21 protein-coding genes are annotated in these 26732 nt (G+C 72.1%); 8 read left to right on the top strand and 13 right to left on the bottom strand.

Annotated elements, in window-relative coordinates; translation table 11 throughout:
* The first annotated feature begins 42 nt into the window (after positions 1-42).
* The 6 genes from ABZ860_RS04725 to ABZ860_RS04750 all read left to right on the top strand — a co-directional run bounded on the left by ABZ860_RS04725 (position 43) and on the right by ABZ860_RS04750 (position 5842).
* Positions 43-879, top strand: a complete 837-nt coding sequence (locus tag ABZ860_RS04725) for an ABC transporter ATP-binding protein (RefSeq protein ID WP_357215097.1) — start codon at positions 43-45, stop codon at positions 877-879.
* A complete protein-coding gene (locus ABZ860_RS04730; RefSeq protein WP_357215099.1) occupies positions 879-1769 on the top strand; it encodes a branched-chain amino acid ABC transporter permease in 891 nt (296 codons plus the stop codon). The genes ABZ860_RS04725 and ABZ860_RS04730 overlap by 1 nt, the downstream gene beginning before the upstream one ends.
* A 106-nt stretch (positions 1770-1875) precedes the next feature.
* Positions 1876-2925, top strand: a complete 1050-nt coding sequence (locus tag ABZ860_RS04735; RefSeq protein ID WP_357216294.1) for a branched-chain amino acid ABC transporter permease — start codon at positions 1876-1878, stop codon at positions 2923-2925.
* A complete protein-coding gene (locus ABZ860_RS04740) occupies positions 2886-4184 on the top strand; it encodes an ABC transporter substrate-binding protein (protein ID WP_357215101.1) in 1299 nt (432 codons plus the stop codon). The genes ABZ860_RS04735 and ABZ860_RS04740 overlap by 40 nt, the downstream gene beginning before the upstream one ends.
* A gap of 75 nt (positions 4185-4259) precedes the next feature.
* Positions 4260-5405, top strand: a complete 1146-nt coding sequence (locus ABZ860_RS04745) for an acyl-CoA dehydrogenase family protein (protein ID WP_357215103.1) — start codon at positions 4260-4262, stop codon at positions 5403-5405.
* Positions 5406-5413: 8 nt separating this feature from the next.
* Entirely contained in the window at positions 5414-5842 is a 429-nt protein-coding gene (locus tag ABZ860_RS04750; RefSeq protein ID WP_357215106.1) for a thioesterase family protein, read from the top strand.
* Between the two features lie 13 nt (positions 5843-5855).
* On the opposite strand, the gene ABZ860_RS04755 is transcribed toward ABZ860_RS04750, so the two are convergent.
* The 6 genes from ABZ860_RS04755 to pyk all read right to left on the bottom strand — a co-directional run bounded on the left by ABZ860_RS04755 (position 5856) and on the right by pyk (position 12911).
* A complete protein-coding gene (locus ABZ860_RS04755; RefSeq protein ID WP_357215109.1) occupies positions 5856-6464 on the bottom strand; it encodes an NAD(P)-binding oxidoreductase in 609 nt (202 codons plus the stop codon).
* Entirely contained in the window at positions 6461-6823 is a 363-nt protein-coding gene (locus ABZ860_RS04760) for a nuclear transport factor 2 family protein (RefSeq protein ID WP_357215111.1), read from the bottom strand. Before ABZ860_RS04760 ends, ABZ860_RS04755 begins: the two co-directional genes overlap by 4 nt.
* A gap of 121 nt (positions 6824-6944) precedes the next feature.
* Complete coding sequence (locus ABZ860_RS04765) at positions 6945-7415, bottom strand: anthrone oxygenase family protein (protein ID WP_357215113.1); 471 nt, start codon at positions 7413-7415, stop codon at positions 6945-6947.
* 127 nt (positions 7416-7542) lie between these two features.
* Complete coding sequence (locus ABZ860_RS04770; protein WP_357215116.1) at positions 7543-9519, bottom strand: ABC transporter ATP-binding protein; 1977 nt, start codon at positions 9517-9519, stop codon at positions 7543-7545.
* Entirely contained in the window at positions 9516-11330 is a 1815-nt protein-coding gene (locus tag ABZ860_RS04775; RefSeq protein WP_357215119.1) for an ABC transporter ATP-binding protein, read from the bottom strand. Before ABZ860_RS04775 ends, ABZ860_RS04770 begins: the two co-directional genes overlap by 4 nt.
* 147 nt (positions 11331-11477) lie before the next feature.
* Complete coding sequence (gene pyk / locus ABZ860_RS04780; RefSeq protein ID WP_357215122.1) at positions 11478-12911, bottom strand: pyruvate kinase; 1434 nt, start codon at positions 12909-12911, stop codon at positions 11478-11480.
* Positions 12912-13120: 209 nt separating this feature from the next.
* Here pyk and ABZ860_RS04785 point away from each other — a divergent pair, with 209 nt between their 5' ends.
* Positions 13121-13873, top strand: coding sequence for a hypothetical protein (locus ABZ860_RS04785; RefSeq protein ID WP_357215125.1), 753 nt, complete (start codon positions 13121-13123; stop codon positions 13871-13873).
* Here ABZ860_RS04785 and ABZ860_RS04790 read toward each other — a convergent pair.
* From ABZ860_RS04790 to gltB, 4 genes are all read right to left on the bottom strand, one after another.
* Entirely contained in the window at positions 13794-14210 is a 417-nt protein-coding gene (locus tag ABZ860_RS04790; protein WP_357215128.1) for a DUF2784 domain-containing protein, read from the bottom strand. The two genes, ABZ860_RS04785 and ABZ860_RS04790, sit on opposite strands and share 80 nt — an antisense overlap.
* A 114-nt stretch (positions 14211-14324) precedes the next feature.
* Entirely contained in the window at positions 14325-15968 is a 1644-nt protein-coding gene (locus ABZ860_RS04795) for a S8 family serine peptidase (RefSeq protein ID WP_357215130.1), read from the bottom strand.
* A gap of 177 nt (positions 15969-16145) precedes the next feature.
* The gene (locus tag ABZ860_RS04800) at positions 16146-17630 is read right to left on the bottom strand and encodes a glutamate synthase subunit beta (RefSeq protein ID WP_357215133.1); all 1485 of its coding nucleotides are present in this window, start codon (positions 17628-17630) and stop codon (positions 16146-16148) included.
* A 68-nt stretch (positions 17631-17698) separates the two neighbouring features.
* Complete coding sequence (gene gltB, locus ABZ860_RS04805; protein WP_357215136.1) at positions 17699-22240, bottom strand: glutamate synthase large subunit; 4542 nt, start codon at positions 22238-22240, stop codon at positions 17699-17701.
* A 158-nt stretch (positions 22241-22398) separates the two neighbouring features.
* Between gltB and ABZ860_RS04810 the strand changes: the two genes are divergently transcribed.
* Complete coding sequence (locus ABZ860_RS04810; protein ID WP_357215139.1) at positions 22399-23982, top strand: bis-aminopropyl spermidine synthase family protein; 1584 nt, start codon at positions 22399-22401, stop codon at positions 23980-23982.
* A gap of 39 nt (positions 23983-24021) precedes the next feature.
* Here ABZ860_RS04810 and ABZ860_RS04815 read toward each other — a convergent pair whose 3' ends face one another.
* From ABZ860_RS04815 to lgt, 3 genes are read right to left on the bottom strand one after another with little or no spacing between them, the layout of a single operon-like run.
* Entirely contained in the window at positions 24022-24951 is a 930-nt protein-coding gene (locus ABZ860_RS04815) for a hypothetical protein (protein WP_357215141.1), read from the bottom strand.
* Positions 24948-25667: a VIT1/CCC1 transporter family protein gene (locus tag ABZ860_RS04820; RefSeq protein WP_357215144.1), complete on the bottom strand. Its 720-nt coding sequence runs from the start codon at positions 25665-25667 to the stop codon at positions 24948-24950. The genes ABZ860_RS04815 and ABZ860_RS04820 overlap by 4 nt, the downstream gene beginning before the upstream one ends.
* Positions 25664-26698: a prolipoprotein diacylglyceryl transferase gene (gene lgt, locus ABZ860_RS04825; RefSeq protein WP_357215146.1), complete on the bottom strand. Its 1035-nt coding sequence runs from the start codon at positions 26696-26698 to the stop codon at positions 25664-25666. Before lgt ends, ABZ860_RS04820 begins: the two co-directional genes overlap by 4 nt.
* Positions 26699-26732: the final 34 nt, after the last annotated feature.

Raw genomic sequence — 26732 nt, forward strand, 5'->3', positions numbered from 1 at the left:
CGCCGCGGCGAACCGCGCGCACGCCCGACGAGGCGCCTGCGCATGCCCACGAGAAACCAACCGGTCGGTACGGCCGGCGGCGACGGCCCTGCGGAACTCGTCGTCAGCGAGGTGACGGTGCGCTTCGCCGGGCTCACCGCGCTCGACGCGGTGAGCTTCACCGTGGCCCCCGGCAGCGTGCACGCGCTGATCGGGCCGAACGGCGCGGGCAAGTCCACCTGCTTCAACGTGCTGTCGGGCGTCTACCGCGCCACCTCGGGCAGCGTGCGTTTCGGCGGCGTCGAGCTGACCTCGCTGCGCCCGCACCGGGTGGCCGCGCTGGGCGTGGCGCGCACGTTCCAGAACATCGCCCTGTCGCCGCACCTGACGGTCCGCGACAACCTCATGCTCGGCCGGCACAGCCTGACCCGTGCCGGCTTCGTCTCGGCCGGCCTGCGGCTGCCCTCGGCCAGGCATGAGGCCGTACGGCACGGCGCGCGCGTGGCGGAGATCGCGGAGTTCGCCGGCGTCGAAGACGCGTTGCCCCTCCCGGTGGGGCTGCTGCCGTACGGCGTGCAGAAGCGGGTGGAGCTGGCCCGGGCGCTGTGCATGGAGCCACGGCTGCTCCTGCTGGACGAGCCGGTGGCGGGGATGAACGGCGGCGAGCGGCGGGAGATGGCCGGCCTCATCGAGTCGGTGCGCGAGAGCCTCGGCATCTCGATCCTGCTGGTCGAGCACGACATGGGCATGGTCATGCGGATCGCCGACGCGGTGACCGTGCTCGACTTCGGCAGGCGGATCGCGGACGGGTCGCCCGAGGAGGTCCAGCGCGACCCCGAGGTGATCCGCGCCTATCTCGGCGACTTCGGCGGCCCCTCCGGTGAGCGGGGCGAGGCGTGATGGCGGTCTTCCTGGAGCTGCTCGTCAACGGGATCTCGGTCGGAGCCGTGTACGCGCTGATCGCGCTCGGCTTTGTGGTGATCTTCAAGGCGACCGAGGTGGTCAACTTCACCCACGCGTCGCTGCTGCTCGCGGGCGGCTACGTGGTCGCCCGGCTGCACCCGCTGATCGGGTTCTGGGCGGCGCTCGCGGCCGGGATCGCGGCGGCGGCGCTGGTCGGCGCGCTGGTGGAGTTCCTGATCCTGCGCCGGGCGCACGTCGGCTCCCGCGGCGTGCTGGCCATCGTCACGATCGGCGTGGACATCCTGCTCACGACCGAGCTCACCCGGCGGATCGGCACCGAGGTGCTCGCCCTCGGCGATCCCTGGGGCGACCGTGTGCTGCGTCTCGGCCCGGTCACGGTCGCCGAGACCCGTGTCGTGGCCCTCGCGGTCGCCGCCGCGCTGATCGTGGTGTTCCTGCTCGCCTTCAAGTTCACCGGCTGGGGCGTGGCGATGCGCGCCACGGCCGAGGACGCGGAGACCGCCGCGCTGATGGGCGTGCGGCTCGGCCGGGTCTCGCTCAGCGCGTGGGCCGTCGCCGGGGCGCTGGCCGCGGTCGCGGCGATGTTCCTGTGCGTCTTCCCGACGCCGGGTCTGGACAGGGGCACGGCCGCGGCGGCGATGAAGGCGTTCCCCGCCGCCATCCTGGGCGGGCTCGACTCGACCACGGGCGCGCTGGCCGGCGGGCTGATCGTGGGCGTCACCGAGACGCTGATGAGCGGCTACCAGAGCGAGCTCGCCTTCCTCGGCCGCGGCATCGGCGACGCGGCGCCGTTCCTCGTGATGATCGTGATCCTGCTGCTGCGGCCCTCCGGGCTGTTCGGCACGAAGGAGCCGGCCCGTGTCTGAACCCACACCCACAGGCGCCACGCCCACAGCCGTGACGCCGGCGGCGCGCGGCGCGTCCCTGCCCCTCCGGACCGTGCCGTTTCTCGGGGCGGGGCCCCTCCGGGCCGTGCGGTGGCTCGCGGTGCTCGCGGGGGCCGTCGCGGTCCCCTTCTACCTAGAGGGGTTCTGGCTGCAGGCGGGCCTGTTCGCGATGTCGGCGGCGATCGGCGCGATCGGGATCAACCTGCTGACCGGGGCGACCGGGCAGCTGTCCCTGGGGCACGCCTTCTTCCTCGCGGTCGGGGCGTACTCCTACGTCTCCCTGTCGTCCGACCTGGGGCTGCCGACGCCGCTCGCGGCCGTGGCGGCGGTGATCGTCGCGGGCGTGGCCGGCGGCCTGTTCAGCCCGATCGCGGGCCGCCTCAGGGGCGCCTACCTGGGCATCGCCACACTTGCCCTGATCTTCGTCGGCCAGCACATCCTGTTCAACGCCGAGCCGGTGACCGGCGGCTTCAACGGACGGCCGGTGCCGCCGATGGAGCTGTTCGGCTTCGTCTTCGCCGACACCCCGGAGCTGGTGGTGCTGAACGTGCCGTTCGGTTCGCTCGAACGGCTCTGGTTCCTCGGGCTCGCGCTGCTCGCGGGCGCGGGGGTGTTCGCCAGGGGCGTGCTGCGCGGCCGTCCCGGCCTGGCGATGAACACGATCAGGGACCACGAGATCGCCGCGGGGGTCATGGGCGTCCCCGTCGCCCGATACCGCGCGGGCGTGTTCGTCCTGTCGTCCATGTACGGCGGACTCGCCGGGGTGCTGGTCGCCCTGGTCTTCCAGCAGGTCGTGCCGGACTACTTCGGCATGCTGCTGTCGCTCGACTACCTCGCGATGATCGTGATCGGCGGCCTGGGATCGGTCGCCGGGGCGGTCGTCGGGGCCGCGTTCGTCTCCCTGCTCCCCCAGCTGCTCACGCGCTACAGCGACGCCCTGCCGCTGGTGGCCGAGCCGGGTTCCGGCGGGGTCTCCCCCGCCGAGGCCGCGCGGATCCTCTACGGCGCCGCCGTCGTCGCGGTGGTGCTGTTCCTGCCCGGCGGTCTGGCCGGGCTCGCCACGCGGCTCGGCCGCGTTCGACTCAAGGAGCTCAGATGGGCAAGATCGGCACCCACGCCGGCGTCGCGGCGTTAGCCCTGCTGTCCCTGGCCGTCGCGACCTCGGTCGCGGGGTGCGCCAGCGGCAAGGCCACGGGCGATGGCGGCGGTGGTGGCGGCGGCACCGGGGCGGCGGCCGGCGCGGACGGGGTCAAGACCGGCCCCGGCGTCACGGACACCACGATCACCGTGAGCGCGCTCACCGACCTGACCGGCCCGTACGCGTCGTTCGGCAAGAGCCAGACGCAGGCGCAGCAGCTGTACTTCGACCAGGTCAACGCCGGCGGCGGGGTCTGTGGCCGCAAGTACGAGCTGGTCGTCCGCGACCACGGCTACGACACGCAGAAGGCGGTGGCCGCCTACACCGAGATCGCGCCCAGGTCGGCGGCGATCGCGCAGTTCATCGGATCCCCGATGATCACCGCGCTGAAGCAGCGCATCGACGGCGACAAGCTGCTCACGATCCCGATGGCGTGGGCGACCACGCTGCTCGGCAGCCGGGCCATCCAGGTGACCGGCACGACGTACGACGTGGACATGATCAACGCCGTCGAGTTCCTCACGAAGGAGAAGGGAATCAAATCCGGCGACAAGATCGGGCACCTGTACTTCGAGGGCGACTACGGCGAGAGCTCGCTCAACGGCTCGAAGTACGCGGCGGACAAGCTCGGCCTGAAGATCGTCGAGCAGAAGATCAAGGCGACCGACCAGGACATGAGCGCCCAGGTGGCGGCGTTCAAGGCGGCCGGGGTGAAGGCCGTGCTCGTCTCGGTGGGGCCCCGGCAGACGGCCTCGCTGGTCGGCGTCTCACTCGCCAAGGGCATGGACGTGCCGTTCGTCGGCAGCAACTCGGCCTACTCCCCGCAGCTTCTCGCGACCCCTGCCGGGCCGGCCCTGCTGAAGGACTTCTACTACGTGTCGGCGGGAACGCCGGTCAGCGCGAAGAACCCGGCGATGCAGAAGCTGGTGGCCGACTACCAGGCGAAGTATCCCGGCGAGACGCTCGACAGCGGCGTGCCGACCGGCTGGAGCGCGGCGATGATCGTGGACGAGGCGATGAGGAAGGGGTGTGAGGCCAAGGACCTCACCCGTGAGGGCGTCCTGAACGCGCACCGCTCGCAGGCGAACTTCGGCGGCGACCTCGGCACGCCGATGAACTTCACCTTCTTCGACAAGCCCGCCTCCCGGTCGTCGTACGTGCTCAAGCCCGACAAGGCGGCGCTCGGCGGCGCGGTGGTCTTCAGGGAGGCGGAGGTCTCCGAGCTCGCGAAGGACTACCCGGTGCCGGTGGGCTGACGCGCGACCGCCGCCGTGTCCGCGCCGGAGGTTACTCGCTAGTATCCCCATACCGAACAATCGTCTGGAGAATCGATGCGACGCACCATCTACGGCGAGGACCACGAGGCCTTCCGCAACTCCGTGCGGCAGTTCGTGATCCGCTCGGTCGCCCCGAGGGCCGAGGAGTTCATCGAGCGCCGGCTGATCGATCGCGAGGTGTGGCGGGAGGCCGGCCGGCAGGGATTCCTCGGCCTGGAGGTCCCCGAGGAGTACGACGGCGCGGCCGCGGGCGACTACCGCTTCAACGCCGTGCTCACCGAGGAACTGGCCGGGGTGGGCATGGCTCTGGCGTCCAGTTTCAGCATCCACTTCGACGTGGTCGCGCCCTACCTGGTGGAGCTGACGACGGACGAGCAGAAGAAGCGCTGGCTGCCGCCGTTCTGCTCGGGGGAGATGATCACCGCGATCGGCATGACCGAGCCGAGCGGCGGGTCGGACCTGGCGGCGCTGCGCACGACCGCCGTCAGGGACGGCTCCGACTGGATCGTCGACGGCTCCAAGACGTTCATCACGAACGGCTACCAGGCCGACCTCGTCGTGGTGGCGGCCAGGACCAGCCCGGAGAAGCGGGCCAAGGGCATCACGCTGTTCGCGGTCGAGGAGGGCATGCCCGGCTTCCACCGGGGGCGCAAGCTGGACAAGGTCGGCCAGCCGGAGGCCGACACGGCCGAGCTGTTCTTCGAGGGCGTGCGGGTGCCCGCCGGCAACGTGATCGGCGAGGTGGACCGGGGGTTCGTCGCGATGATGGAGCGCCTGCCCCAGGAGCGGCTCGGCAGCGCCGTCACCAACATCTCCCACGCCGCCGCCGTGCTCGCCGAGACCCTGTCGTACGTGAAGGAGCGCACGGCGTTCGGCCAGGCGATCGGCAGCTTCCAGCACAACAAGTTCACCCTCGCCGACCTCGTGACGAAGGTGGAGGTGACCCAGGCGTACGTCGACCAGTGCGTGGCCGCCCACGCCGACGGGGAGCTGACGGCGGTCGACGCGGCCAAGGCCAAGATGTGGACCGCCGATGTGCAGAACCAGGTCATCGACGCCTGTGTGCAGCTCTACGGCGGCTACGGCTACATGAAGGAGTACCGCGTGGCGCGCGCCTGGATGGACGCCCGGGTGACCCGGATCTGGGCGGGATCCAACGAGATCATGCGCGAGATCATCGGCCGGGACCTCGGCTTGTGAACGGGCCCGTGAACGACCGGACGGCGTATCCCCACTGGCGGGAGGTGCCCACCCGCTGGAAGGACAACGACGTCTACGGGCACGTCAACAACGTCGTGCACTACTCCCTGATGGACACCGTGATCAACACGTGGCTGATCGAGGAGGCCGGGCTGGACATCCACGAGGGCCCGGCCATCGGGCTGTGCGTGGAGTCGCGCTGCTCCTACCGGGCCTCGGTGTCCTTCCCGCAGGTGATCAGCGTGGGCCTGCGGATCGGGCACCTCGGCCGGTCCAGCGTCCGCTACGAGCTCGCCCTGCTCGCCGGCGACACGCTGGTGGCCGAGGGCGACTTCACGCACGTCTTCGTGGACCGGCGCACCCGCCGCCCCGTGGAGATCGGCCCGCCTTTGCGCCCCGCCATGGAACGCCTGCTCCTCTCCCCGCCTCCGGCGTGATCGCGTCGCCGGCTCAGCGCCCGTGGACGTTGACCGCCACGCCGCTCAGGTGGTCCTCCTGAGCGATGTCCAGCAGGGTGGTCGCCACGTCCGCCCGGGTCAGGGCACGCGGCTTGGCCAGCAGCTCGCGGCGGATCACGACCGCCCCTGCGGCGGGCCGGTCGGTGAGCCTGGTCAGCCGGACGATGGTCCAGTCCAGCTCGCCGGCGCTCACGGCCCGCTCCAGCTCGCGGGCGTCGGCATACTGCGTAGCCAGCAGGCGGCGCAGCAGCCACATGGCCGGGAACGGCCTGCGGGCGACGATCGGGTAGGGGGTGGTGACGACCAGCCGCCGGACCCCGGTCTCGGTCATGGCCCGGATGACGGTGCGGGTGGCCTCGGCCGCGCGGTGCGGGTCGCGGCTGTCGCCGCCGTTGATGATGGAGATCACCGCGTCCGCGCCCGCCACGGCCGTGCGCATCTTCTCCAGGTCGCGGCCGTCGCCCTCCACGACGAGGTGCGGCCGCGCTTCCAGGGCTGCGGCGTTGCGGGTGAAGGCGGTGACCCGGTGGCCGCGGCGCAGCGCCTCGGCCAGGACGTAACGGCCGGTGCGGCCGGTGGAACCGACGAGAGTGAGGTTCACGGCTTCACCGTCCGGGTGATCGAGTCGACGCGCCGGACCCGTCCGTCGGGGGCGAACCGGGCGAACAGGTGAACCTCGATCTGCAGGGTCGTGTCCTTTCTGGTCAGGACGGTCATGGTGTAGCGGGCGGCGGCCCGCTCGTCGTCGACGAGCGAGTCATGGACCTGGATCTCCAGCTCGCGGGCGTTCCTCCGGGCCGGGCGGGCGTGGTCGATCAGCCGCTGCCGGTCGAGGACGACGCCGTCGTTGCGATATTCGAGGTCGGGGGTGTAGTAGCGGTCCACGATCGTGGCCGGGTCATCCCGGCCGAAGGCCAGTTCGTACGGCAGGCGCGTCAAAAAGGCGTGGAAGTCGGGCATCAGGCCACCTCGCGCACGCTCGTCGTGCGCGTGCCCCCGGGTCCGGGGTTCTCCACCTCGCCGGGCTCGGGAGGGCCGGCGGCACGGCGACCAGGGCGGCGACGGAACATGGACGTTCTCCTTAACGGCTGGAGGGCCGGACGACGGCGACAGCGATGATCAGGACGAAGGCGGCCAAAGCGGTCAGGGTGCGCAGGTCGTGGAACAGCTCCCACCGCCGGAAGATCTCGGCGTAGCCGTCCGGGACCGGGCCGGCGGCCCACTCCCGGAAACGCGCGTGCAGCGGGACATTGCCGAACACGGTGACGAGCAGCGAGGTCAGCGCCAGTGCACCGGCGCCGAGCGCCAGCCGGCGCGCCCGGCCACGGCCGGCGATCGCCAGACCGAAGGTCGTGACGATGGCCAGCGCCATCGCGCTCTGCATGACCGGCTCGTTGACCTTCATCATCGTGGTGTGGAAGGTCAGGCGCACATCCAGCGGAACGGCCCCGAAGGTGGGGATCACGTTGGCCGCGCCGTACGCGAAGGCGCCCGCGAGCAGGCCGGTGGCCAGCAACGCCGCCCCGTGGACGTACCTGAATGGGGTTCCCATGAACGGCTATCGTCGTCCAGCCGGTGGTCGGCGGCGTCCCACCCACGGAGGCATCTGCCGCTACCCCACCGGGATCAACTCGGCGCGCCGGGGCTAAGACCCCGGGAGTAGCCCGCGAGGGCAGGGGTCAGGCGAGGCTGTCGAGCCAGGCGCGGTGGAGGCGGGCGAACCGCCCGGCGCCGGCGATCAGGCGGTCCGGCGGGCCGTCCTCCACGATCCGGCCGTGCTCCATCACGAGCACCCGATCGGCGATCTCCACGGTGGACAGGCGGTGGGCGATGATCAGTGCGGTCCGGTCGGCGAGGATCGTCCGCAGCGCCCGCTGCACGAGGCGCTCGCTGGGCACGTCGAGGCTGGAGGTGGCCTCGTCCAGGATCAGCACGGCGGGGTCGGCGAGGAACGCCCGCGCGAACGCGACGAGCTGCCGCTGCCCCGCCGACATGCGGCCGCCGCGCTTGCCGACCTGCGTCCCGTATCCGTCGGGAAGCGCGGAGACGAACGTGTGGGCGCCGATGGCCTCGGTGGCCCGCTCGATCTCCGAATCCGGCGCGCCGGGCCGCCCGAACCGCACGTTGTCGGCGACCGTCCCGCTGAACAGGTAGTTCTCCTGGGTGACCATCACCACGTGGCGGCGCAGGGTGTCCTCGCCGAGGTCGCGCAGGTCCACCCCGTCGAGCAGCACCCGCCCGGCGACCGGGTCGTGGAACCGGGCGATGAGCTTGGCCAGCGTCGTCTTGCCCGCGCCCGTGGTGCCGACCACGGCCACGGTCTGCCCGGCGGGGATCTCCAGGTCGAGCAGCGGCAGCACCGGCGGGCCGCCGGGATAGGCGAACCTGACGGCCTCGAAGCGCAACGCCCCGGCGGCGCGCGGCAGCGGCGCCGGGCGGCGGGGCTCGGCCACCGAGGGCCGCTCCTCCAGCACGCCCGACAGCTTCTCCAGCGCCGCCCCCGCCGACTGCAGAGCGTTGTAGAACTGGCTGATCTCCTGCATCGGCTCGTAGAACTGGCGCAGGTAGAGCAGGAAGGCGGCGAGCACGCCGACCGTGACCGTGCCGCGCAGCGCGAGCAGGCCGCCGTACAGCAGGACGGCGGCGACGGTGACGTTGCCGATCAGCTTGATGCCGGGCATGAACACGGCGACCAGGCGCATGCCCCGGGTGTTGGCGGCGCGATAGTCCGCGTTGAGCCGTTCGAAGATCTCCTGGTTGCGCGGCTCCCGGCGGAACGCCTGCACCGCGCGGATGCCGGTCATCGACTCCACGAAGTGGACGATGACCAGCGCGACCGCCTCCCGCGTACGCCGGTAGGTCACGCTCGACTCGCGGCGGAACCACCGGGTGAACAGCAGCAGGACCGGCAGCGGCAGCAGCGCCACCAGCCCGAGGCGCACGTCGAGCACGAGCAGCATGACCGCGGTGCCGCACAGCGTGAGCACGGCCGTGACCAGGCCGTCGAACCCGGAGTCGAGCAGTTCCGCGATGGCGTCCACGTCGGAGGTGAGCCGGGAGATGACCCGCCCCGAGGTGTACTTCTCGTGGAACGACAGCGACAGGCGCTGGAAGTGGTCGTAGACCCGGCGGCGCAGTTCCAGCAGGATGTCCTGGCCGATCCGGCCCGACATCTGCAGGAACGCCTGCCGGGTGAGCGCCTGGGTGATCGCGGCCGCCAGCACCGCGCCGACGATCGCGAGCAGCGTGCCCGCGCCCTGCCCCCGCAGCATCGGCGGGATGCCGTCGTCGATGCCCTCCTTCACGAGGTACGGCAGGGCCAGGCCGGCGGCGTTGGACACCACGATGACCGCCGTGAGCACGGCGATCGCCCGGCGGTGCGGGCGCAGCAGGTCGCCGAGCAGGCGGCGCGACCGGGTGCGCAGCAGCAGGGAGACGCGCTCGGAGATCTCGTCGCGCTCCTCGGCGGCGACCCCGCGCCACGCGGTGTCCCCCGCGTCGCCGTCGAGGCGATCACGTACCGCTCGCTCGGTGTCTCCCGCGTGGTTTCCGGCTCGCTCGGTGTCTCCCGCGTCCCCTCCGGCTCGCTCGGTGCCTCCCGCATCGCCTCCGGCTCGCTCGGTGGTCCCCGTGTCGCTGCCGGTCTCCTGGCTCATCGCATCGATCCCTCGGGGTCGAAGTCGGCGTCCTGGGCGAGCAGCCGGCGATACTCCGGCACGGCCGACAGCAGCTCGCCGTGGCGGCCGACGTGGGTGACGGTACCGTCGCGCAGCAGCGCCACCCGGTCGGCGAGCAGCACGGTCGAGGCGCGGTGCGCCACGACGATGCCGGTGGCCTCGGCGAGCACCCGCCGCAGCGCCTCCTCGACCAGGGCCTCGGTCTCCACGTCGAGCGCCGACAGGGTGTCGTCGAGGACGAGCACCCGCGGCCTGCCGAGGACCGCCCTGGCCAGCGCGAGCCGCTGCCGCTGACCACCCGACAGCGACACCCCCTGCTCTCCGATGCGGGTGTCGAGCCCCCAGGGCAGGTCGTAGGCGAAGGTCGCCTGCGCGATCTCCAGGGCCTGCCTGATCTCCTCCTCTGTGGCGTGCCCGTGGCCGAGTGTCACGTTCTCGCGGACGCTCATCGAAAACAGCGTCGGCTCCTCGAACGCGGTGGCGACCACCGAGCGCAGCGAGGTCAGCGACAGGTCCCGCACGTCGTGCCCGTCCACCGTGACGCGGCCCGCGGTGACGTCGAGCAGGCGGGGCACGAGCGCGGTGAGCGTCGTCTTGCCCGATCCGGTGGCCCCCACGAGGGCGACGGTCTCCCCCGGCCGCACCTCCAGCCACACGTCGCGCAGCACCGGCCGGTCGGCGCCGGGGAAGCGGAACCCGACGCCCTCGAAGCGCACGTGGCCGCGCGGGCGATCGATGACGGCCGGCCCGCCGCTGATCGCGGGCACCGTGTCGAGCACCTCGACCACCCGGTCGGCCGAGGTCATGGCCTCTTGGCCCATGGCGAGGATGTAGCCGAGCGAGGCGACCGGCCAGACGAGCTGGAGGACCAGCGTGGTGAAGGCGACCAGGGTGCCGAGCGTCAGCGCACCGGCGCCGACCGCGATCGCGCCGAGCAGCAGGACCAGGGCGAGCGTGACGTTCGGCACGACTTCGAGGAAGGTGAAGAACCGGGAGGCCAGGCGCACCTTCGCCAGCGAGGTGCGGCGGATCTCGCGGGCGGCGGCGGCGAAGTTCGCGAAGACGTGCTCGCGCCGCCCGAACGCCTTGACCGTGCGGATTCCCACGGCCGACTCCTCGACCAGCGTGGCGAGGTCGCCCTGCTGGTCCTGCACCTGCCGGGAGATGACGATGTAGCGCCGCTCGAACCGCAGCGACAGGACCACGACGGGGACGGCGGAGACGGCGACGAGCAGGCCGAGCGGCCAGTACATCCGCAGGAGCACCACGGTGACCGCGGTGAGCTGCAGGATGTTCATGATCAGGAACAGCACGCCGAAGCCGAGGAACCTGCGGATCGTCGACAGGTCGGTCGTCGCCCTGGACAGCAGCTGGCCCGACTGCCATCCGTCGTGGAAGCTCATCGGCAGCCGCTGCAGGTGCCGGTAGAGGTCGTCGCGGATCGCGGTCTCGAGGCCGAGGACCGGCCCGGCCTGGGACCAGCGGCGGACGAACGTGAGGACCGCTTCGGCGACGCCGAGACCGAGGGCCAGCAGCCCGAGCGGGACCAGCCCGGCGAGGTCCCCGTGGGCCACCGGGCCGTCGATGATCTCCTTGCTCACCAGCGGGATCACCGTGCCCGCGGCGATCCCGAGCAGTGCGGCGAGCCAGGACACCACCAGGCTGGCCACGTACGGGCGCAGGTAGGACCGCAATCGCCACAGCGAGCGCCACGACGACCGGCGGGCGGTGTCGTCCCTCGCGTCGGGCCCAGGTTCCTGAGGGGAGTCCAGTGCCTGAGGGGAGTCCATCAACGGGCGCGCGCTCCTCCGGCGTCTGACAGGAAAGGTCGACTCGCTCCTGCCATGCTCCGTCGAAGGGCGCCACGCCTTCAAGGGGTTTTCTCCCGCCGCCGGGTGCCCCAGGCCGCACGGCCCGGGGGAACCCGGCCGCCGGGGTCAGGTCGACGGGTGGGCGACCGCCGAGCCGATGGTGTGGACGCGCAGGGCGTTGGTGGAGCCGTGGTTGCCGGGCGGGGAGCCTGCGACGACGACGACCTTGTCGCCCTTCTCGCAGACGCCGAGCGACAGCAGCGAGGCCTCCACCTGGCGGACCATGTCGTCGGTGTGGTGCACGAACGGCACCTCGAACGTCTCCACCCCCCAGGTCAGCGCGAGCTGGCCGCGCACCTGCGGGTTGGAGGTGAACGCCAGCAGCGGGATCGGCGAGCGGTAGCGGGCCAGCCGCCGGGCGGTCTCGCCGGACATCGTGAACGCCACCAGGGCCTTGGCCCCGACGATCGCGCCGACCTCGGCGGCGGCGCGGGCGATGGCCCCGCCGGTCGTCTCGGGCAGGCGCTCCAGCGTGTGGGTGGCCTGCAGCGTGGTGCCCTCGGCGGCGACCGCGATGCGGGCCATCGTGGAGACCGACTCGATCGGGTAGTTGCCGACCGAGGTCTCGCCGGACAGCATGACCGCGTCCGCGCCGTCCATCACGGCGTACGCGACGTCGGACGCCTCGGCGCGGGTGGGCCGGGGGGCGCCCATCATCGAGTCGAGCATCTGGGTGGCCACGATGACCGGGTGGGCCTTCTCGCGGCACAGCTCGATGATGCGGCGCTGAACGATCGGCACCTGCTCCAGCGGCAGCTCGACACCGAGGTCGCCACGGGCGACCATCACGCCGTCGAAGGCGTCCACGATCTCCTCGAGGCAGTCGACGGCCTGCGGCTTCTCGATCTTGGCGAGGAGCGGGAGCCTGACGCCCTCCTCCTCCATGATCGCGTGGACGAGCGCGGCGTCGTCCGGCGAGCGGACGAACGACAGGGCGATCATGTCGAAGCCGGTGCGCAGCGCCCAGCGCAGGTCCTCCTCGTCCTTCTCCGTGAGCGCCGGAGCGCTGACGGCGACGCCGGGGAGGTTGAGACCCTTGTTGTCGGAGATCATGCCGCCGATGACGACACGGGTGACGACGCGCGGCCCCTCGACCGCGGTCACCTCGAGGTTCAGCCGGCCGTCGTCCACGAGGATCGTGTCGCCGGGCTTGACGTCGCCCGGCAGGCCCTCGTACGTCGTGGAGACGATGTCACGGTCGCCGGGGACGTCCTCGGTCGTGATCGTGAAGACGTCGCCGTAGCCGAGCCGTACGGGACCGGAGGCGAAGCGTCCGACGCGGATCTTGGGACCCTGGAGGTCGGCGAGGACGCCCACGGCGCAGCCCAGCTCGTCGGCGGCGGCTCTGACCCGGTCGAACACCTCCTTGTGCAACTCATGGCTGCCGTGCGAGAGGTTGAAGCGGGCGACGTTCATGCCCGCCTTGATGAGCTCGCGTAGGCGCTCCGGTGAGGAGGTGGCGGGCCCGAGGGTACAGACGATCTTTGCTCGACGACTCACAGCACTACCCTAATTGGTACAGACCACTTGCAGTGACGGCGCACACAGCTGTCGCCAAATGTTCAGACACTTCACGCGATCATCCGCGTGCCCTAGCCTTGGCAGCCATGGGACGTACCCGGACCTGGGGGGTAATAACGGCGCTGTTCACCCTGGCCGCGTGCGGAGGCCAGGGTACCGAATCGACCGCGCCGCCGACGGGTGTTTCGGTGTCGCTGAACCAGTGGCGCAGCGACGAGACGTCCCACGACCTGGAGGTGTCGGTGCGCAACGACACCGGCACGCAGGTGCGCTTCGAGGACGTCCAGCTGGTCACCGGCTCGTTCGCGACGCTCCCGCCGACCCGTGTGGACACCACTCTCGGCAAGACGCCGCGCACCGACCTGCGGATCCCGTACGGCGAGGCGCGCTGCGATCCGGCGAAGATCCCGCCGGTGCGCCCGGCCACGGTGGTGGCGCACATCCAGGTCGGCGGCGGGACCGTGCGCAAGGTGGAGTTCCCGGTCCACCACCCCGATCCCACGCTGGACGGGCTGGTGAAGGCCGAGTGCGGGGCCTACATCCTGCGCCAGTCGGTGGACGTGACGTTCGGGGACACCTGGACCCGCGTGGGCCGCACCCTGCACGGGAACCTCGTCGTCACCAGGAAGGGCGGGTCGGAGCCGGTCACGATCGACGACCTCGGCGCCACCACGCACTACACGATGCTCCCCCGCTCCGGCAGGCGCCGGCCGGTGGCGGTGCTCGCGGCCGGCGCCACGCGACTGGAGATCCCGGTGGAGGTCACCCCCATGCGCTGCGACTGGCACGCGTTCGCCGAGGCCAAGAAGGCCTACCTGTTCCCGGTCTACGGCATCGTGGGCGGCGGCGAGAGGCGTTACCTCATCGCGACGCCTCCGCCTCCGGTGCAGCAGGCGTTCCTGTCGTACGCGCAGGACGTGTGCGGCGTCGGCGGATCCTGATCGCGAGACCCGCCCAGGAGGCGAGCACGACGGCGATCACCGCCAGCCGCACGTGCCAGATGTACGCCTCCGGGTAGACCACGCCCTCGATGTAGGTGTCGATGAACCCTCCGGGCAGCAGGCCGTGCTCCCCCGCCCTGGCCCGCCCCCAGTTCTCCAGCGCGGTCAGCGGGCACTCCACGAGCCCGGCGAGCTGCACCAGCCCCCAGGCGCACAGCGCGAGGTGCGGCCAGACCAGCCGGGGCCGCCACCACGCGAGGAAGCCACCCAGGGCGATGTAGGCGATGACGAGAAAGTGCGCCACCATCGTGGCCTGCCAGACGAGCCGGTAGATCATGATCTGCCCTCCTCCGCGAAGGAGGGTAGGCCGCCGTGGCCCGCCGGACATCCGGCGGGCTACTCAGGCGCGTACTCAGGTGGAGACGACGCCAGAACGAGTCCCAGAGGAAGCTCAGGGCGCGGCGGTGGCGGCCCGGGCGGCGTCGGCCAGGCCGTGGCCGAAGAAGCCGTTCTTCGCCGTGGGCCCCTCGCAGACCTGGCTCTCGCCGGTGCCGTACCGGTAGGTGCGGGACGCGGGGCAGCCCTTCGGGGTCGCCGTCGCGTACAGCATGCGCTCTACCTGCGCGGGGTCCATCTGGAGCCCGCCCTTGCCCGGCTTGCCGAACCGGCCGACGATCAGCGCCGCCACCCCGGTGACGTGCGGCGCGGCCATGGAGGTGCCCTCCAGGTACTGGTAGTAGGCGCACTTGCCGTCGCGGCAGTCGCGGATCACCGAGGACGTCTTCGGCCTGCCCGCGGCGTCGATGAGGCCCTTGGCGCGCAGGACGTTCTCGGGGGCGGCGGCCAGGATCTCCCGGCTCGCGCCCTTGAGATCGGTGCCACCGTCGAAGATGTCGCCGCCGGGCGCGGCGATGTCGGTCTGCTCGACGCCGTAGTCGGAGTACGGCGCCTTGCGCCCGCCGGGGCCGACGGAGGACACCGAGATGACGCCGTCGAGCTCGGCCGGGACGTTGAGGCAGGAGTTGTCGACGGCCCGCTTCTTCTCCGACCCCTTCGGGAAGTCCGGGCTGGAGGTGTCGGTCTTCACCTTGCCGAGGTCGAGACCCTCGTTCCCGATCGCGGTGACGAGGGTGACGCCGTGGGCGCGGGCGTACTTGACCGCGCGGCGCATGCCCTCCAGGATCGCCCGCTGCTCCAGGCGCTCCCTGTTCGTGTCGCTCGCGTTGTTCGCGCAGTTGAACGTCCAGGGGTCGACGTAGAAGCTCATGTTGACCACGTCGACGCCGACGTCGGCGGCGTACTCCAGGGCGTCCATGGTGGGCTTGAGGAAGAAGAAGCCCGAGTCGGTGCCGGCGCGGAGGTTGACCAGCGACACGTCGGGGGCGACCCCGCTGACGCCGATGCCGTTGATCGGCGAGCCGATCGTGCTCGCGACGTGGGTGCCGTGGCCGTCGTCGTCGACGTCGGCCGGATCCTTGCAGCCCTTGTGCTCGCAGGGCCCGTCGAGCTGCTTGCCGTTGTCGTCGGTGGGCTGGTCGGCGACGAAGTTGCGGCTGAGCGCCCGGTTGAAGTTGGGCGCGATGTCGGGGTGCCCGCCGTCGACGCCGGTGTCGATGACGCCCACGAGCACCTTGTGGCTGCCCCGGGCCTTGGCGTACGACCCGGTGGGGGTGGCGCCGATCATCTTCATGTCCCACTGGCGGTCCGAGAGCGGGTCGCCCCCGGGTGCCCGCCGGGCATGGTCCGCGCCCGTTGCGCCGGTAGAGGCAGCCGCGCCGGAGGAGACGGCCGCGCCGGCGGTCCTGCCGATGGGACGGTCGAGCGCGACGCCGACCACGGAGGGGTCGGCGCCGATCCTCTCGGGGTCGGACGCGCGCACGACGAAATAGCCGAGCTTGTCGTCCCGTCCTTGGATCGTTCCTCCGGCCGCCTCGGCCGCCCGCTGCGCGGCGTCCCGGCCGCCGTCCTTGTAGAAGACCAGGTAGTTCCGCGCGGGCTCGGACGCGGTCGCCGCCCCCGGCAGGCCTGCGGCCCCCAGCCCGCCGAGCAACGTGATGGACATGATGGCCCCGGCGAGCCGCCCCCGTGCGTACAACGATCCTCCTCGGTTGCGGGCCCCTGGTGCCGGGGCCCCTCGATCCGGGCTCAGCATCCTCCCGGCAGCCGCACGTGCTCGCAACCCGGCCACCGAACTGGGATATGCCCGTTTTATCCCCTCAAAGCCGGACAGCCGTGGTCCGGTCCCCTGGGACCACGGCTGTCCGGTCGGTTCTCAGACGAGGGGCCGCGCCGTCGGCGGGATGGCGACGGGCAGGGCGGTCCGCCCGCTCAGGTAGCCGTCCACCGCCGCCGCCGCCGACCGGCCCTCGGCGATCGCCCAGACGATCAGCGACTGGCCGCGGCCCATGTCGCCGGCCGCGAACACGCCCTCGACCGACGTCTCGTACGACGCGTTCCTGGCCACGTTGCCCCGGGCGTCGAAGAACGACTCCGGGTCGCCGGACAGCGCCGCGAGGTCGTTCAGCAGCGGGCCCTTCTCCGGGCCGAGGAAGCCCATCGCGAGCGTCACCAGCTCGGCCGGGATCTCCCGCTCGGTGCCGGGGATCGGCGCGAACCCCGACGCCGGGCCCTCGACCTCGACCAGGCGCAGCGCCCGCACGTTGCCCTCGTCGTCGCCGACGAACTCGGTGGTGGACACCGCGTACACGCGGTCGCCCGCCCCGGCCTCCAGCTCCTCGTGCGCGCTCTCCATCTTGAACAGCATCGGGTAGGTCGGCCACGGCTGGCTGCCCGGACGGGTCGCCGGCGGCCTCGGCATGATCTCCAGCTGGGTGACCGACAGGGCCCCCTGGCGGATCGCCGTGCCGATGCAGTCGGCGCCGGTGTCGCCGCCGCCGATCACGACGACGTGCTTGCCCTCGGCCGAGATCGGCGACTCGGCGTAGTCGCCCTCCTGGGCCTTGTTGGCGGGCGGGAGGTACTCCATCGCCTGGTAGACGCCCTTGAGCTCGCGGCCGGGCACCGGCAGGTCGCGCCAGGCCGTGGCGCCGCCCGCCAGCACGACGGCGTCGAACTCCTCGCGCAGCCGGGCCACGGTCACGTCCACCCCGACGTTGACGCCGGTGCGGAACTCGGTGCCCTCGGCCTCCATCTGGGCGATGCGGCGGTCGACGTGCCGCTTCTCCATCTTGAACTCGGGGATGCCGTAGCGGAGCAGCCCGCCGATCCGGTCGGCTCGCTCGAACACGACCACGTCGTGCCCGGCACGGGTGAGCTGCTGCGCGGCGGCGAGCCCGGCCGGGCCCGAGCCGACGACCGCGACCTTCCTGCCCGTCCTGGCGGCGGGCGGCTGCGGCGTGACCCAGCCCTCGGCGAAGGCGCGGTCGACGATCTCGACCTCGACCCGCTTGATCGCGACCGGGTCGGAGTTGATGCCGAGGACGCACGCCGACTCGCACGGCGCCGGGCACAGGCGGCCGGTGAACTCCGGGAAGTTGTTGGTCGCGTGCAGCCGCTCGATCGCCTCACGCCAGTCGTCGCGGTAGACGAGGTCGTTCCATTCGGGGATGAGGTTCCCGAGCGGGCAGCCGTTGTGGCAGAACGGGATGCCGCAGTCCATGCAGCGGGCCGCCTGCTTGGTGAGCGCGGGCCGGGGGAAGTCCTCGTAGACCTCGCGCCAGTCGCGGATGCGGACGTCGACCGGGCGGCGCGCCGGCAGCTCGCGCCCGTGTGTCAGGAACCCCTTCGGGTCAGCCAACGGTGTTACCCCCCTCTATCCCTGCGTGGAAACGGTCGTGGAGACGGTCGCGATGATTCGCATCGGCGTCACCCGTGGGCGGCGGTCATGACCGCCTCGTCGATGTCGCGGCCCTCGGCCTCGGCGGCGGCCCGCGCCCGCAGGACCCGCTTGTAGTCGGTCGGCATGACCTTCCCGAACCGGCCGAGCGCGGCGTCCCAGTCGGCGAGCAGCGCCTTGGCCACCGTGGACCCGGTCTCCGCGAAGTGCTTCTCGACGATCTCCCGCAGGAACTCGGCGTCGTCGTCGTCCAGCGCCTCCAGCTCGACCATCTCGCGGTTGACCCGCTCGGGCCGCAGGTCGAGCACGTACGCGACGCCGCCCGACATGCCGGCGGCGAAGTTGCGGCCGGTCGGCCCGAGGACGACGGCCCGGCCGCCGGTCATGTACTCACAGCCGTGGTCGCCCACGCCCTCCACGACGGCGGTCGCGCCGGAGTTGCGCACGCAGAACCGCTCGCCCACGATGCCGCGGACGAAGACCTCGCCGGACGTCGCGCCGTAGAGGCCGACGTTGCCGGAGATGACCTGCGTCTCGGCCTCGAACGGCGCGTCGGGGTGCGGGCGGACGACGATGCGGCCGCCCGACAGGCCCTTGCCGAGGTAGTCGTTGGCGTCGCCGGTCAGCCGCAGCGTGATGCCGCGCGGCACGAACGCGCCGAACGAGTTGCCCGCCGAGCCGGTGAACGACACGTCGATCGTGTTGTCCGGCAGGCCGGCCCCGCCGTACCGCTTGGTCACCTCGTGGCCGAGCATCGTGCCGACCGTGCGGTTGACGTTGCGGATGGGCAGCTCCAGCGTGACCGGGTCGCCGAAGTTCAGCGCGCCCTCGGCGAGCTGGATCAGCGTGTTGTCCAGCGCCTTGTCGAGCCCGTGGTCCTGCTCGACGACCTTGCGGCGGGGGGTGCCCTCGGGCAGCTCCGGCTGGTGCAGGATCGGCGACAGGTCGAGGCCGGAGGCCTTCCAGTGCTCGATCGCCTGGGTGGTGTCGAGCAGGTCGGCCCGGCCGATGACCTCGTCCAGCGAGCGGTAACCGAGCTCGGCGAGGTACTCGCGCACCTCCTGGGCGATGAACTCGAAGAAGTTCACCACGAACTCGGGCTTGCCGGTGAACCGCTTGCGCAGCTCGGGGTTCTGGGTGGCCACGCCCACCGGGCAGGTGTCGAGGTGGCAGACCCGCATCATGACGCAGCCGGAGACGACCAGCGGAGCGGTGGCGAAGCCGTACTCCTCGGCGCCGAGCAGCGCCGCGATGATCACGTCGCGGCCGGTCTTGAGCTGGCCGTCGGCCTGGACGACGATGCGGTCGCGCAGGCCGTTGAGCAGCAGCGTCTGCTGGGTCTCGGCCAGGCCGAGCTCCCAGGGGGCGCCCGCGTGCTTGACCGAGGTCAGCGGGGAGGCGCCGGTGCCGCCGTCGTGGCCGGAGATCAGCACGACGTCGGCGTGGGCCTTGCTGACGCCCGCCGCCACGGTCCCGACCCCGACCTCGGCCACCAGCTTCACGTGGACGCGGGCGCGCGGGTTGGAGTTCTTCAGGTCGTGGATGAGCTGGGCCAGGTCCTCGATCGAGTAGATGTCGTGGTGCGGCGGCGGCGAGATGAGGCCGACGCCGGGCGTGGAGTGCCGGGTCCTGGCGATCCACGGGTACACCTTGTGGCCGGGCAGCTGACCGCCCTCGCCGGGCTTGGCGCCCTGCGCCATCTTGATCTGCAGGTCGTCGGCGTTGACGAGGTATTCGCTGGTCACGCCGAAGCGGCCGGAGGCCACCTGCTTGATCGCGCTGCGCCGCTCGGGGTCGTGCAGCCGCTCGGGGTCCTCGCCGCCCTCACCGGTGTTCGACTTGGCGCCGAGCCGGTTCATCGCGATGGCCAGCGTCTCGTGCGCCTCCATGGAGATGGAGCCGTACGACATGGCGCCGGTGGAGAACCGCTTGACGATCGACTCGACCGGCTCGACCTCGTCGATCGGCACGGGCGCGCCCGCCGGGCGCAGCCTGAACAGGCCGCGCAGCGTCATGAGCTTCTCGGACTGCCCGTCCACGAGGGACGTGTACTCCTTGAAGATCTCGTACCGCCGGGTCCGGGTCGAGTGCTGCAGCTTGAAGACGGTGGTCGGGTTGAACAGGTGCGGCTCGCCCTCGCGGCGCCACTGGTACTCGCCGCCGACCTCCAGCCGCCGGTGCGGGTTCTCCGCGCGGGGGTAGGCCCGCGCGTGCCGCTCCAGCGCCTCCTTGGCGAGCACGTCGAAGCCGACGCCGCCGAGGCGGGAGGTGGTGCCGGCGAAGCACTGGTCGATGACCTCGGCGCCGAGGCCGAGGGCCTCGAAGATCTGCGCGCCGGTGTAGGAGGCGACCGTGGACACGCCCATCTTGGACATGACCTTCAGCACGCCCTTGCCGTACGCCTTGATCAGGTTGCGCACGGCCTTGCGCGGGTCGAGGTCGAGCTGACCGGTGGCGATCATGTCCTCGACCGTCTCGAGGGCGAGGTAGGGGTTGATCGCGCTGGCGCCGTAGCCGATGAGCAGGGCCATGTGGTGGCACTCGCGGGCCTCGCCGGTCTCGAGCACGAGCCCGACCCGGGTGCGGGACTTCTCCCGGATGAGGTGGTGGTGCACCGCGCCGGTGAGCAGCAGCGACGGGATCGGCGCCTTCTCGCGAGAGGACCCGCGGTCGGACAGCACGATGATCCGCGCGCCGTCCTCGATGGCCCGGGAGACCTCCTGGCGGATCTCCTCCAGCCGCCGCACCAGCGCCTCGCCGCCGCCGGCCGCGTCGAACAGGCCGGACACGACGTACGGCTGGAAGCCGGGCAGCGCGCCCTCGTCGTTGATGTGGACGATCTTCGCGAGCTCGTCGTTGTCGATCACCGGGTAGGGCAGCACGAGCCGGCGGCACGAGGCCGGGCCGGGGTCGAGCAGGTTGCCCTCGGGGCCGATCGTCGACTGCAGCGAGGTGACGAGCTCCTCGCGGATGGCGTCCAGCGGCGGGTTCGTGACCTGCGCGAACAGCTGGCTGAAGTAGTCGAACAGCAGCCTCGGCTTCTCGCTCAGCACCGCCACGGGCGTGTCGGTGCCCATGGAGCCGATCGGCTCGGCGCCGTTCTTGGCCATCGGCGTGAGGATGACCCGCAGCTCCTCCTCGGTGTAGCCGAAGGTCTGCTGCCGCTTGACCAGCGCCTCGTGGGTGGGGTGCTCGTGCTCGCGCTCGGGCAGCTCCTCGAAGCGGACCAGGCCCGCGTGCAACCACTCGCCGTACGGCTCGGCGGCGGCGAGCTCGGCCTTGATCTCGTCGTCCTCGACGATCCGGCCGCGCGCGGTGTCCACCAGGAACATGCGGCCCGGCTGCAGGCGGCCCTTGCGGACGACCTTCTCCTGCGGGATGTCGGACAGCACGCCCGCCTCGGAGGCGAGCACGACCAGGCCGTCGTCGGTGACCCAGAACCGGCCCGGGCGCAGGCCGTTGCGGTCGAGGACCGCGCCGACCACCGTGCCGTCGGAGAAGGTGATGGACGCGGGGCCGTCCCACGCCTCCATGAGGGTGGAGTGGAACTCGTAGAAGGCCCGGCGGGCCGGGTCCATCTCGGTGTGGTTCTCCCACGCCTCCGGGATCATCATCAGCACCGCGTGCGGCAGCGACCGGCCGCCGAGGTGCAGCAGCTCCAGCGTCTCGTCGAACGAGGCGGTGTCGGAGCCGTCGGGGTCGCAGATCGGGAACAGCCGCCGCAGGTCTCCGGGGATGAGGCCGGTGGCGAGCATGGCCTCGCGGGCGCGCATCCAGTTGCGGTTGCCGCGCACGGTGTTGATCTCGCCGTTGTGCGCGACGTACCGGTAGGGGTGGGCCAGCGGCCAGGAGGGGAAGGTGTTGGTCGAGAAGCGCGAGTGGACCAGCGCGATGGCGCTGACGTAGCGCTCGTCGGACAGGTCGGAGAAGAACGGCTCGACCTGCAGCGAGGTCAGCATGCCCTTGTAGACGATGGTCCGCGAGGACAGCGAGGAGAAGTAGACGTCCGCCTCGTGCTCGGCCCGCTTGCGGAAGGCGAACACGATCCGGTCGAGGTCGACGCCGGTCTCGCCGCCGGGCGAGGTCACGAACAGCTGGGCGAAGTGTGGCATGACCGCCCGAGCGGTGGCGCCGGGCAGGTCGCGGTCCACCGGCAGGTCGCGCCAGCCGAGGATGGTGACGCCCTCCTCGGCGGCGATCTGCTCGATGAGGCCGACCGCGGTCTGCCTGGCCTGCTCGTCCAGCGGCAGGAACGCGGTGCCCGCGGCGTAGGCGCCCTCCGCGGGAAGCTCGCTGTGCCATCCCAGATCGGCGACCACCGCGCGGAAGAACGCGTCGGGGATCTGGGTGAGGATGCCCGCGCCGTCGCCGGTGTCCGGCTCGCTGCCGCTGGCACCCCGGTGGTCGAGGTTGCGGAGCGCGGTCAGTGCCTTGGCGACGATGTCGTAGCTGCGGCGGCCGGCGACATCGGCCACCATGGCTACGCCACAGGCGTCGTGCTCGAATCCGGGGTCGTAGAGTCCCTGGGGCTCGGGGAGACCTCCGGGAAGGCCAAGGCGGGCAGCAGGCATGTAGTCACTCCCGTCGTCAACGTCTGCGTGGAACAGAGGGACGACGCTGGCCCTGCTGCGGTTGTGGTGCTTAGAGATTACAACACGCTGCCGGAATAGTGCCCCCCAGGTCCGCTTCGCGAACCTTGACAGGTCAGCGCCGTGGATATGGTTTGCGCATGGGTGGTCATGAGGCGATCGACGAACTGCTGGCGGAGGCCGGCGTGGACGGCCTGCGCCTGCGCGGAGCACTGGCGCTCCTGTCCGGCGGCCGCTGGTGGACCCTGGCCGACCTGGTCAGGGAGACCGCGACCCCGCGGCGGACGATCGAGTCGCTGCTGCGAGTGCTCCCCCTTGAGCACAGCGGCGATCGCGTCCGTATTCCCATTGATCAGGTCAACCGCTACAACGTCGGCATCGATGCGGATATTTCCGGTCTTGGGAATCCGGTGGCCGGAATGGTAGCGGCGCACACCGAGACGCTCGAGCGCCTGGAGAGGCTGATCGCCGGGGCCCCCCGGGGACGGCACGCGCTCGACCACGTCTCCGCGACCGCCGAGACCGTGCTGCGCCGCGCCCTCCTGCTGGGGCGGCGGTTCTGGCTGCCCGGCGCCCGCCTGCTGTGCGTCGGCGACCACGATCTGACCTCGCTGGCCGTGCGGATGGTCCACCCCGAGATCGAGGTCGCCGTGGCCGACGTCGACGACCGCATCCTGGAGTACATCGACGCCCAGGACCTGGGGGTGCGCACCCGCTGGGCCGACCTGCGCCTCGGCCTGCCGCCGTCGCTGCGCGGCTGGGCCGACCTCGCGATCACCGACCCGCCGTACACGCCCGAGGGGATCGGGCTGTTCGCCGCCCGCGCCGCCGAGGGCCTGCGCGACCGCGACCGGGGGCGGATCCTCGTGGCGTACGGCGCCTCCGAGCGCACTCCGATGCTCGCGCTGAAGGTGCAAAAAGCCCTCTTCGACCTCAACCTGCTGCACGAGGCGATATTTCCGCACTTCAACCGGTATCACGGGGCGGAGGCGATCGGCAGCGCGGCGGACCTGTACGTGCTTCGGCCCACCACGAAGACGTGGCCGGCGATCGCCGCCCGGCTCGACCGCCTCGCCACGGCCATCTACACACAGGGCCCCCAGGCCGTCGAGTCCGCCCCGGCGGCGCCGCCGGACGAGGCGGCCGTGACCGCGTTCGGGCCGGACCTGCTCGCCGGCGACTGGCCGCGCGGCCTGCTGCCGCAGGTGCCACGCACCCGGCTCGCCACCCTGCTGGCCAAGCCGTACGCCGCCGACCCCGAGCGGGTGGCGATCGCCGTGCCGGCCGGGCTGGAGGCCGCGCTGCCCCGCCTGCTGCTCGCGACGCGCGCCCGGCACGTGCGCGTGCTCACCACGGGCCCGGTGGTGGACGCGGTGGCGGACACGGTGGCGGATCTGCCCGCGCTCGCCGACCTGCTCGCCCCCGTCTATCGCCTGGCCGCCGAGGGCCACGTCCTCGACGCCGTACGGCTCTCGCCCCCCGACGGCGGCCCCGACCGGGTGGCGCGCAGGATCATGGACAGCGCCCACGGGAAGGTCGCCAACGCCTGGCGCGAGGCCCTGACCGAACCTGGGCCGGACGGGACGGCCGGGCTCACCAAGAGGCAGGCCAGGGCCGCCGTCGAGGAGGCCGCGCCGTGGGCCCTCGACGCCACCCCGCTCGAACTCCCCCTCCACCGCCTCGCCCGGATGAGGGCGCAGATCGACGCTCTGACCACGGCCTGACGAGGCCGAACGGGCACTGACGAGGCCGGGCCGGGAGATCTACCGGGCGGCGGGGACGGACGGCTGCGCGGACGTGCTCGCGCCGGGCGCGGACACCGCGGGAGAGGCGCCGGGATCGGAGGGAGGCTCCTCGGCGGGCTGGGCGCTGTCGTCCGGGCCCGGCGGTTGCGCGGGGTCCGACGGCACACCGGCCACCTTGACCACGCGCCGGAAGACCGCCTTCTCGGCCTCACGCACGGCCAGGCCGAGCATGATGAAGTCGTCCTTCTCCCCCGGTTCCGCGCCGTCGGCCCGGCCGATCCAGGCCACCCCGAGGTAGTGCCCGAGGACGTAGGCGTTTCCCTCGCTGTAGGCGCCGAACTTCGCCCGCGGCGACTCCAGCGGCTGCACCCAGGCGCCCCGGTAGAGCGACGCCAGCGACTGCGCCAGCGACTCGGCCGCCGCGACGTCCGCGAGGTTGAACAGGGTGTACTGCGCGACGTACACCCCGTCGGCGGTGGCGTACAGGCCGCGGAGGGCCTGACTGCATCCGGCCTCGGCCAGGGCGTCGGCGAGGTCGGCTCCCCATACGGCGCCCGCGCAGGCCTGGTCCAGGCGGCTGGCCAGCCTGCGCAGCGTGACCTTGCCGGCCTTGAGCGTCCGCGCGCCGAACACCTCCTGGGCGGTCAGCGCCGCGGTGTCGGCCTTCCTGTCGGCGATCGGGGCCAGTTCCTTGAGGGACGGCCAGGTCTGGAAGGACGCGGGCAGGCCCTCCCCTGACACGTCGCCCGACGCCTGCGCCGGCTGCGACTGCCCGCCGCCGATCGCGTTGATCACCAGTGTCAGCACCAGGGCGATCGCCAGCACTCCCACAGCGGTGACCGACCACATGACGACACGCTGCTGCCGGTCGTCCAGCCCCAGCTCGGCGAGGGCGGCCCCGGCCCGCCCCTCGGCAGGCGCGGACGACCGGCGCTTGCGCTTGGTCATAGACCGCCGGTTCCAATCAGCGAGCCCAGGCCCCAGGTCAGCGCCGCCGCCACGGCCCCCACCACGAGCTGGCGCAGACCGCTGAACCACCAGCTGCGGGCCGTCACCCTGGAGACCACGGCGCCCGCGGCGAACAGCGCCGCCATCGACACCGCGGCGGAGATCCACAGCCCCCGCACGCCCAGCAGGTAGGGCAGGAGCGGGACCAGTGCGCCGAGGCTGAACGACAGGAACGACGACACGGCGGCCAGCACGGGCGAGGGCAGGTCGTCGGGGTCCACGCCCAGCTCGGCGCGCGTGTGGACCGCCAGGGCCTCCTCCGGGTCGCGGGAGATCTGCCGGGCGACCTCCCTGGCGGTCTCCGGGTCGACGCCCCGCTCCTCGTACATCCGGGCGAGCTCGGCCTCCTCGGCCTCGGGGTGCCGCTCCAGCTCCCGGCGCTCGACGTCGATCTCCGCCTGGGCGAGCTCGCGCTGGCTGGCGACCGACACGTACTCGCCGCCCGCCATGGAGAACGCTCCGGCGGCCAGGCCGGCGATGCCGGCGAGCGCGACGATCCTGGTCTCCGCGGTGCCGCCGGCCACGCCCGCGATCAGCGCGAAGTTGGAGACCAGCCCGTCCATCGCGCCGAAGACGGCGGGACGTAACCAGCCGCCGTTGACGTCCCGATGCTCGTGGTGGATCTCGGCCCGCGCCCCCGTCGTGGCCTTCGTCATCGCTGGCCGGCCTCCGGTGTCGCCGCCGCGCCGTCGCCCGCTCCCGCGGTCGCCGTGCGCTTGGCGGAGCCCGCGTCGGCGTCCGGCGCCGGGTCGTCGGCGCCGCCTCGCGCCTCCCGGTCCTCCCGCTCGTCGCGCAGGAGTTCCGGCTCGTCGGCCTGGTCTCGCCCGTGGGCCGGGTCGGCGTGGTCCGCGCCGGCGTCGCCGGCCTGCGCGCCCAGCGGTTCCTCGCCGGTGCGGTTGCGGGCCAGCCACAGGTATGCCAGCGCGCACAGGAAGATGACGACCGAGGTCCACTGGTTCAGCCGCAGGCCGAGGACGTGGTGGGCGGGGTCGACCCGCAGCCCCTCGATCCAGAACCGGCCGAGCGTGTAGCCCGCGACGTACAGCGCGAACACCCGGCCGTGCCGCAGCCCGAACCGGCGGGCGGCCAGGATCAGCACACCGGCGAGTGCGAAGTCCCACAGCAACTCGTAGAGGAACGTGGGGTGGTAGGTGGTCGCGCCGGGGACGGTGCCCGGGCGGCCCGGCTCGATCTCCAGGCCCCACGGCAGGTCGGTGGGGCCGCCGAACAGCTCCTGGTTGAAGTAGTTGCCCAACCGGCCGATGCCCTGCGCCACGGCCACGCCGGGTGCGCAGGCGTCGGCGACGGCGGTGAAGGAGATGCCGCGCCGGCGGCAGGCGATCCACACGCCGAGCGCACCGAGGGCGACCGCGCCCCAGATGCCGAGGCCGCCCTCCCAGATGAACAGGGCGTCGATCGGGCGCTTGGGCGCCTCCGAGCCGAAGTAGATCTGCCAGTCGGTGATGACGTGGTAGAGACGTCCGCCGACGAGGCCGAACGGCACGGCCCAGACCGCGAGGTCGGTGATGGTCCCGGGGGCGCCGCCACGGGCGCGCCAGCGGCGTTCGCCGATCCAGACGGCGACGATGACACCGAGCACGATGCACAGCGCGTACGCGCGGATCGGGATCGGTCCGAGATTCCAGACCCCCTGTGACGGGCTGGGAATCGAGGCGAGGAGGGGCATGTAATGTGACGTTACCGCAAGACAGGGCTGGTCC

Source organism: Microbispora sp. NPDC046973 (genome assembly GCF_040644495.1).
GTDB lineage: Bacteria > Actinomycetota > Actinomycetes > Streptosporangiales > Streptosporangiaceae > Microbispora.

What these genes read in the sequence shown, in the direction of transcription:
- ABZ860_RS04725 (WP_357215097.1), top strand. Translation starts at nt 43, where the DNA reads ATGCCCACGAGAAACCAACCGGTCGGTACGGCCGGCGGCGACGGCCCT.
- ABZ860_RS04730 (WP_357215099.1), top strand. Translation starts at nt 879, where the DNA reads ATGGCGGTCTTCCTGGAGCTGCTCGTCAACGGGATCTCGGTCGGAGCC.
- ABZ860_RS04740 (WP_357215101.1), top strand. Translation starts at nt 2,886, where the DNA reads ATGGGCAAGATCGGCACCCACGCCGGCGTCGCGGCGTTAGCCCTGCTG.
- ABZ860_RS04745 (WP_357215103.1), top strand. Translation starts at nt 4,260, where the DNA reads ATGCGACGCACCATCTACGGCGAGGACCACGAGGCCTTCCGCAACTCC.
- ABZ860_RS04760 (WP_357215111.1), bottom strand. Translation starts at nt 6,823, where the DNA reads ATGCCCGACTTCCACGCCTTTTTGACGCGCCTGCCGTACGAACTGGCC.
- ABZ860_RS04765 (WP_357215113.1), bottom strand. Translation starts at nt 7,415, where the DNA reads ATGGGAACCCCATTCAGGTACGTCCACGGGGCGGCGTTGCTGGCCACC.
- ABZ860_RS04770 (WP_357215116.1), bottom strand. Translation starts at nt 9,519, where the DNA reads ATGAGCCAGGAGACCGGCAGCGACACGGGGACCACCGAGCGAGCCGGA.
- ABZ860_RS04775 (WP_357215119.1), bottom strand. Translation starts at nt 11,330, where the DNA reads ATGGACTCCCCTCAGGCACTGGACTCCCCTCAGGAACCTGGGCCCGAC.
- ABZ860_RS04790 (WP_357215128.1), bottom strand. Translation starts at nt 14,210, where the DNA reads ATGATCTACCGGCTCGTCTGGCAGGCCACGATGGTGGCGCACTTTCTC.
- gltB (WP_357215136.1), bottom strand. Translation starts at nt 22,240, where the DNA reads ATGCCTGCTGCCCGCCTTGGCCTTCCCGGAGGTCTCCCCGAGCCCCAG.
- ABZ860_RS04810 (WP_357215139.1), top strand. Translation starts at nt 22,399, where the DNA reads ATGGGTGGTCATGAGGCGATCGACGAACTGCTGGCGGAGGCCGGCGTG.
- ABZ860_RS04815 (WP_357215141.1), bottom strand. Translation starts at nt 24,951, where the DNA reads ATGACCAAGCGCAAGCGCCGGTCGTCCGCGCCTGCCGAGGGGCGGGCC.
- ABZ860_RS04820 (WP_357215144.1), bottom strand. Translation starts at nt 25,667, where the DNA reads ATGACGAAGGCCACGACGGGGGCGCGGGCCGAGATCCACCACGAGCAT.
- lgt (WP_357215146.1), bottom strand. Translation starts at nt 26,698, where the DNA reads ATGCCCCTCCTCGCCTCGATTCCCAGCCCGTCACAGGGGGTCTGGAAT.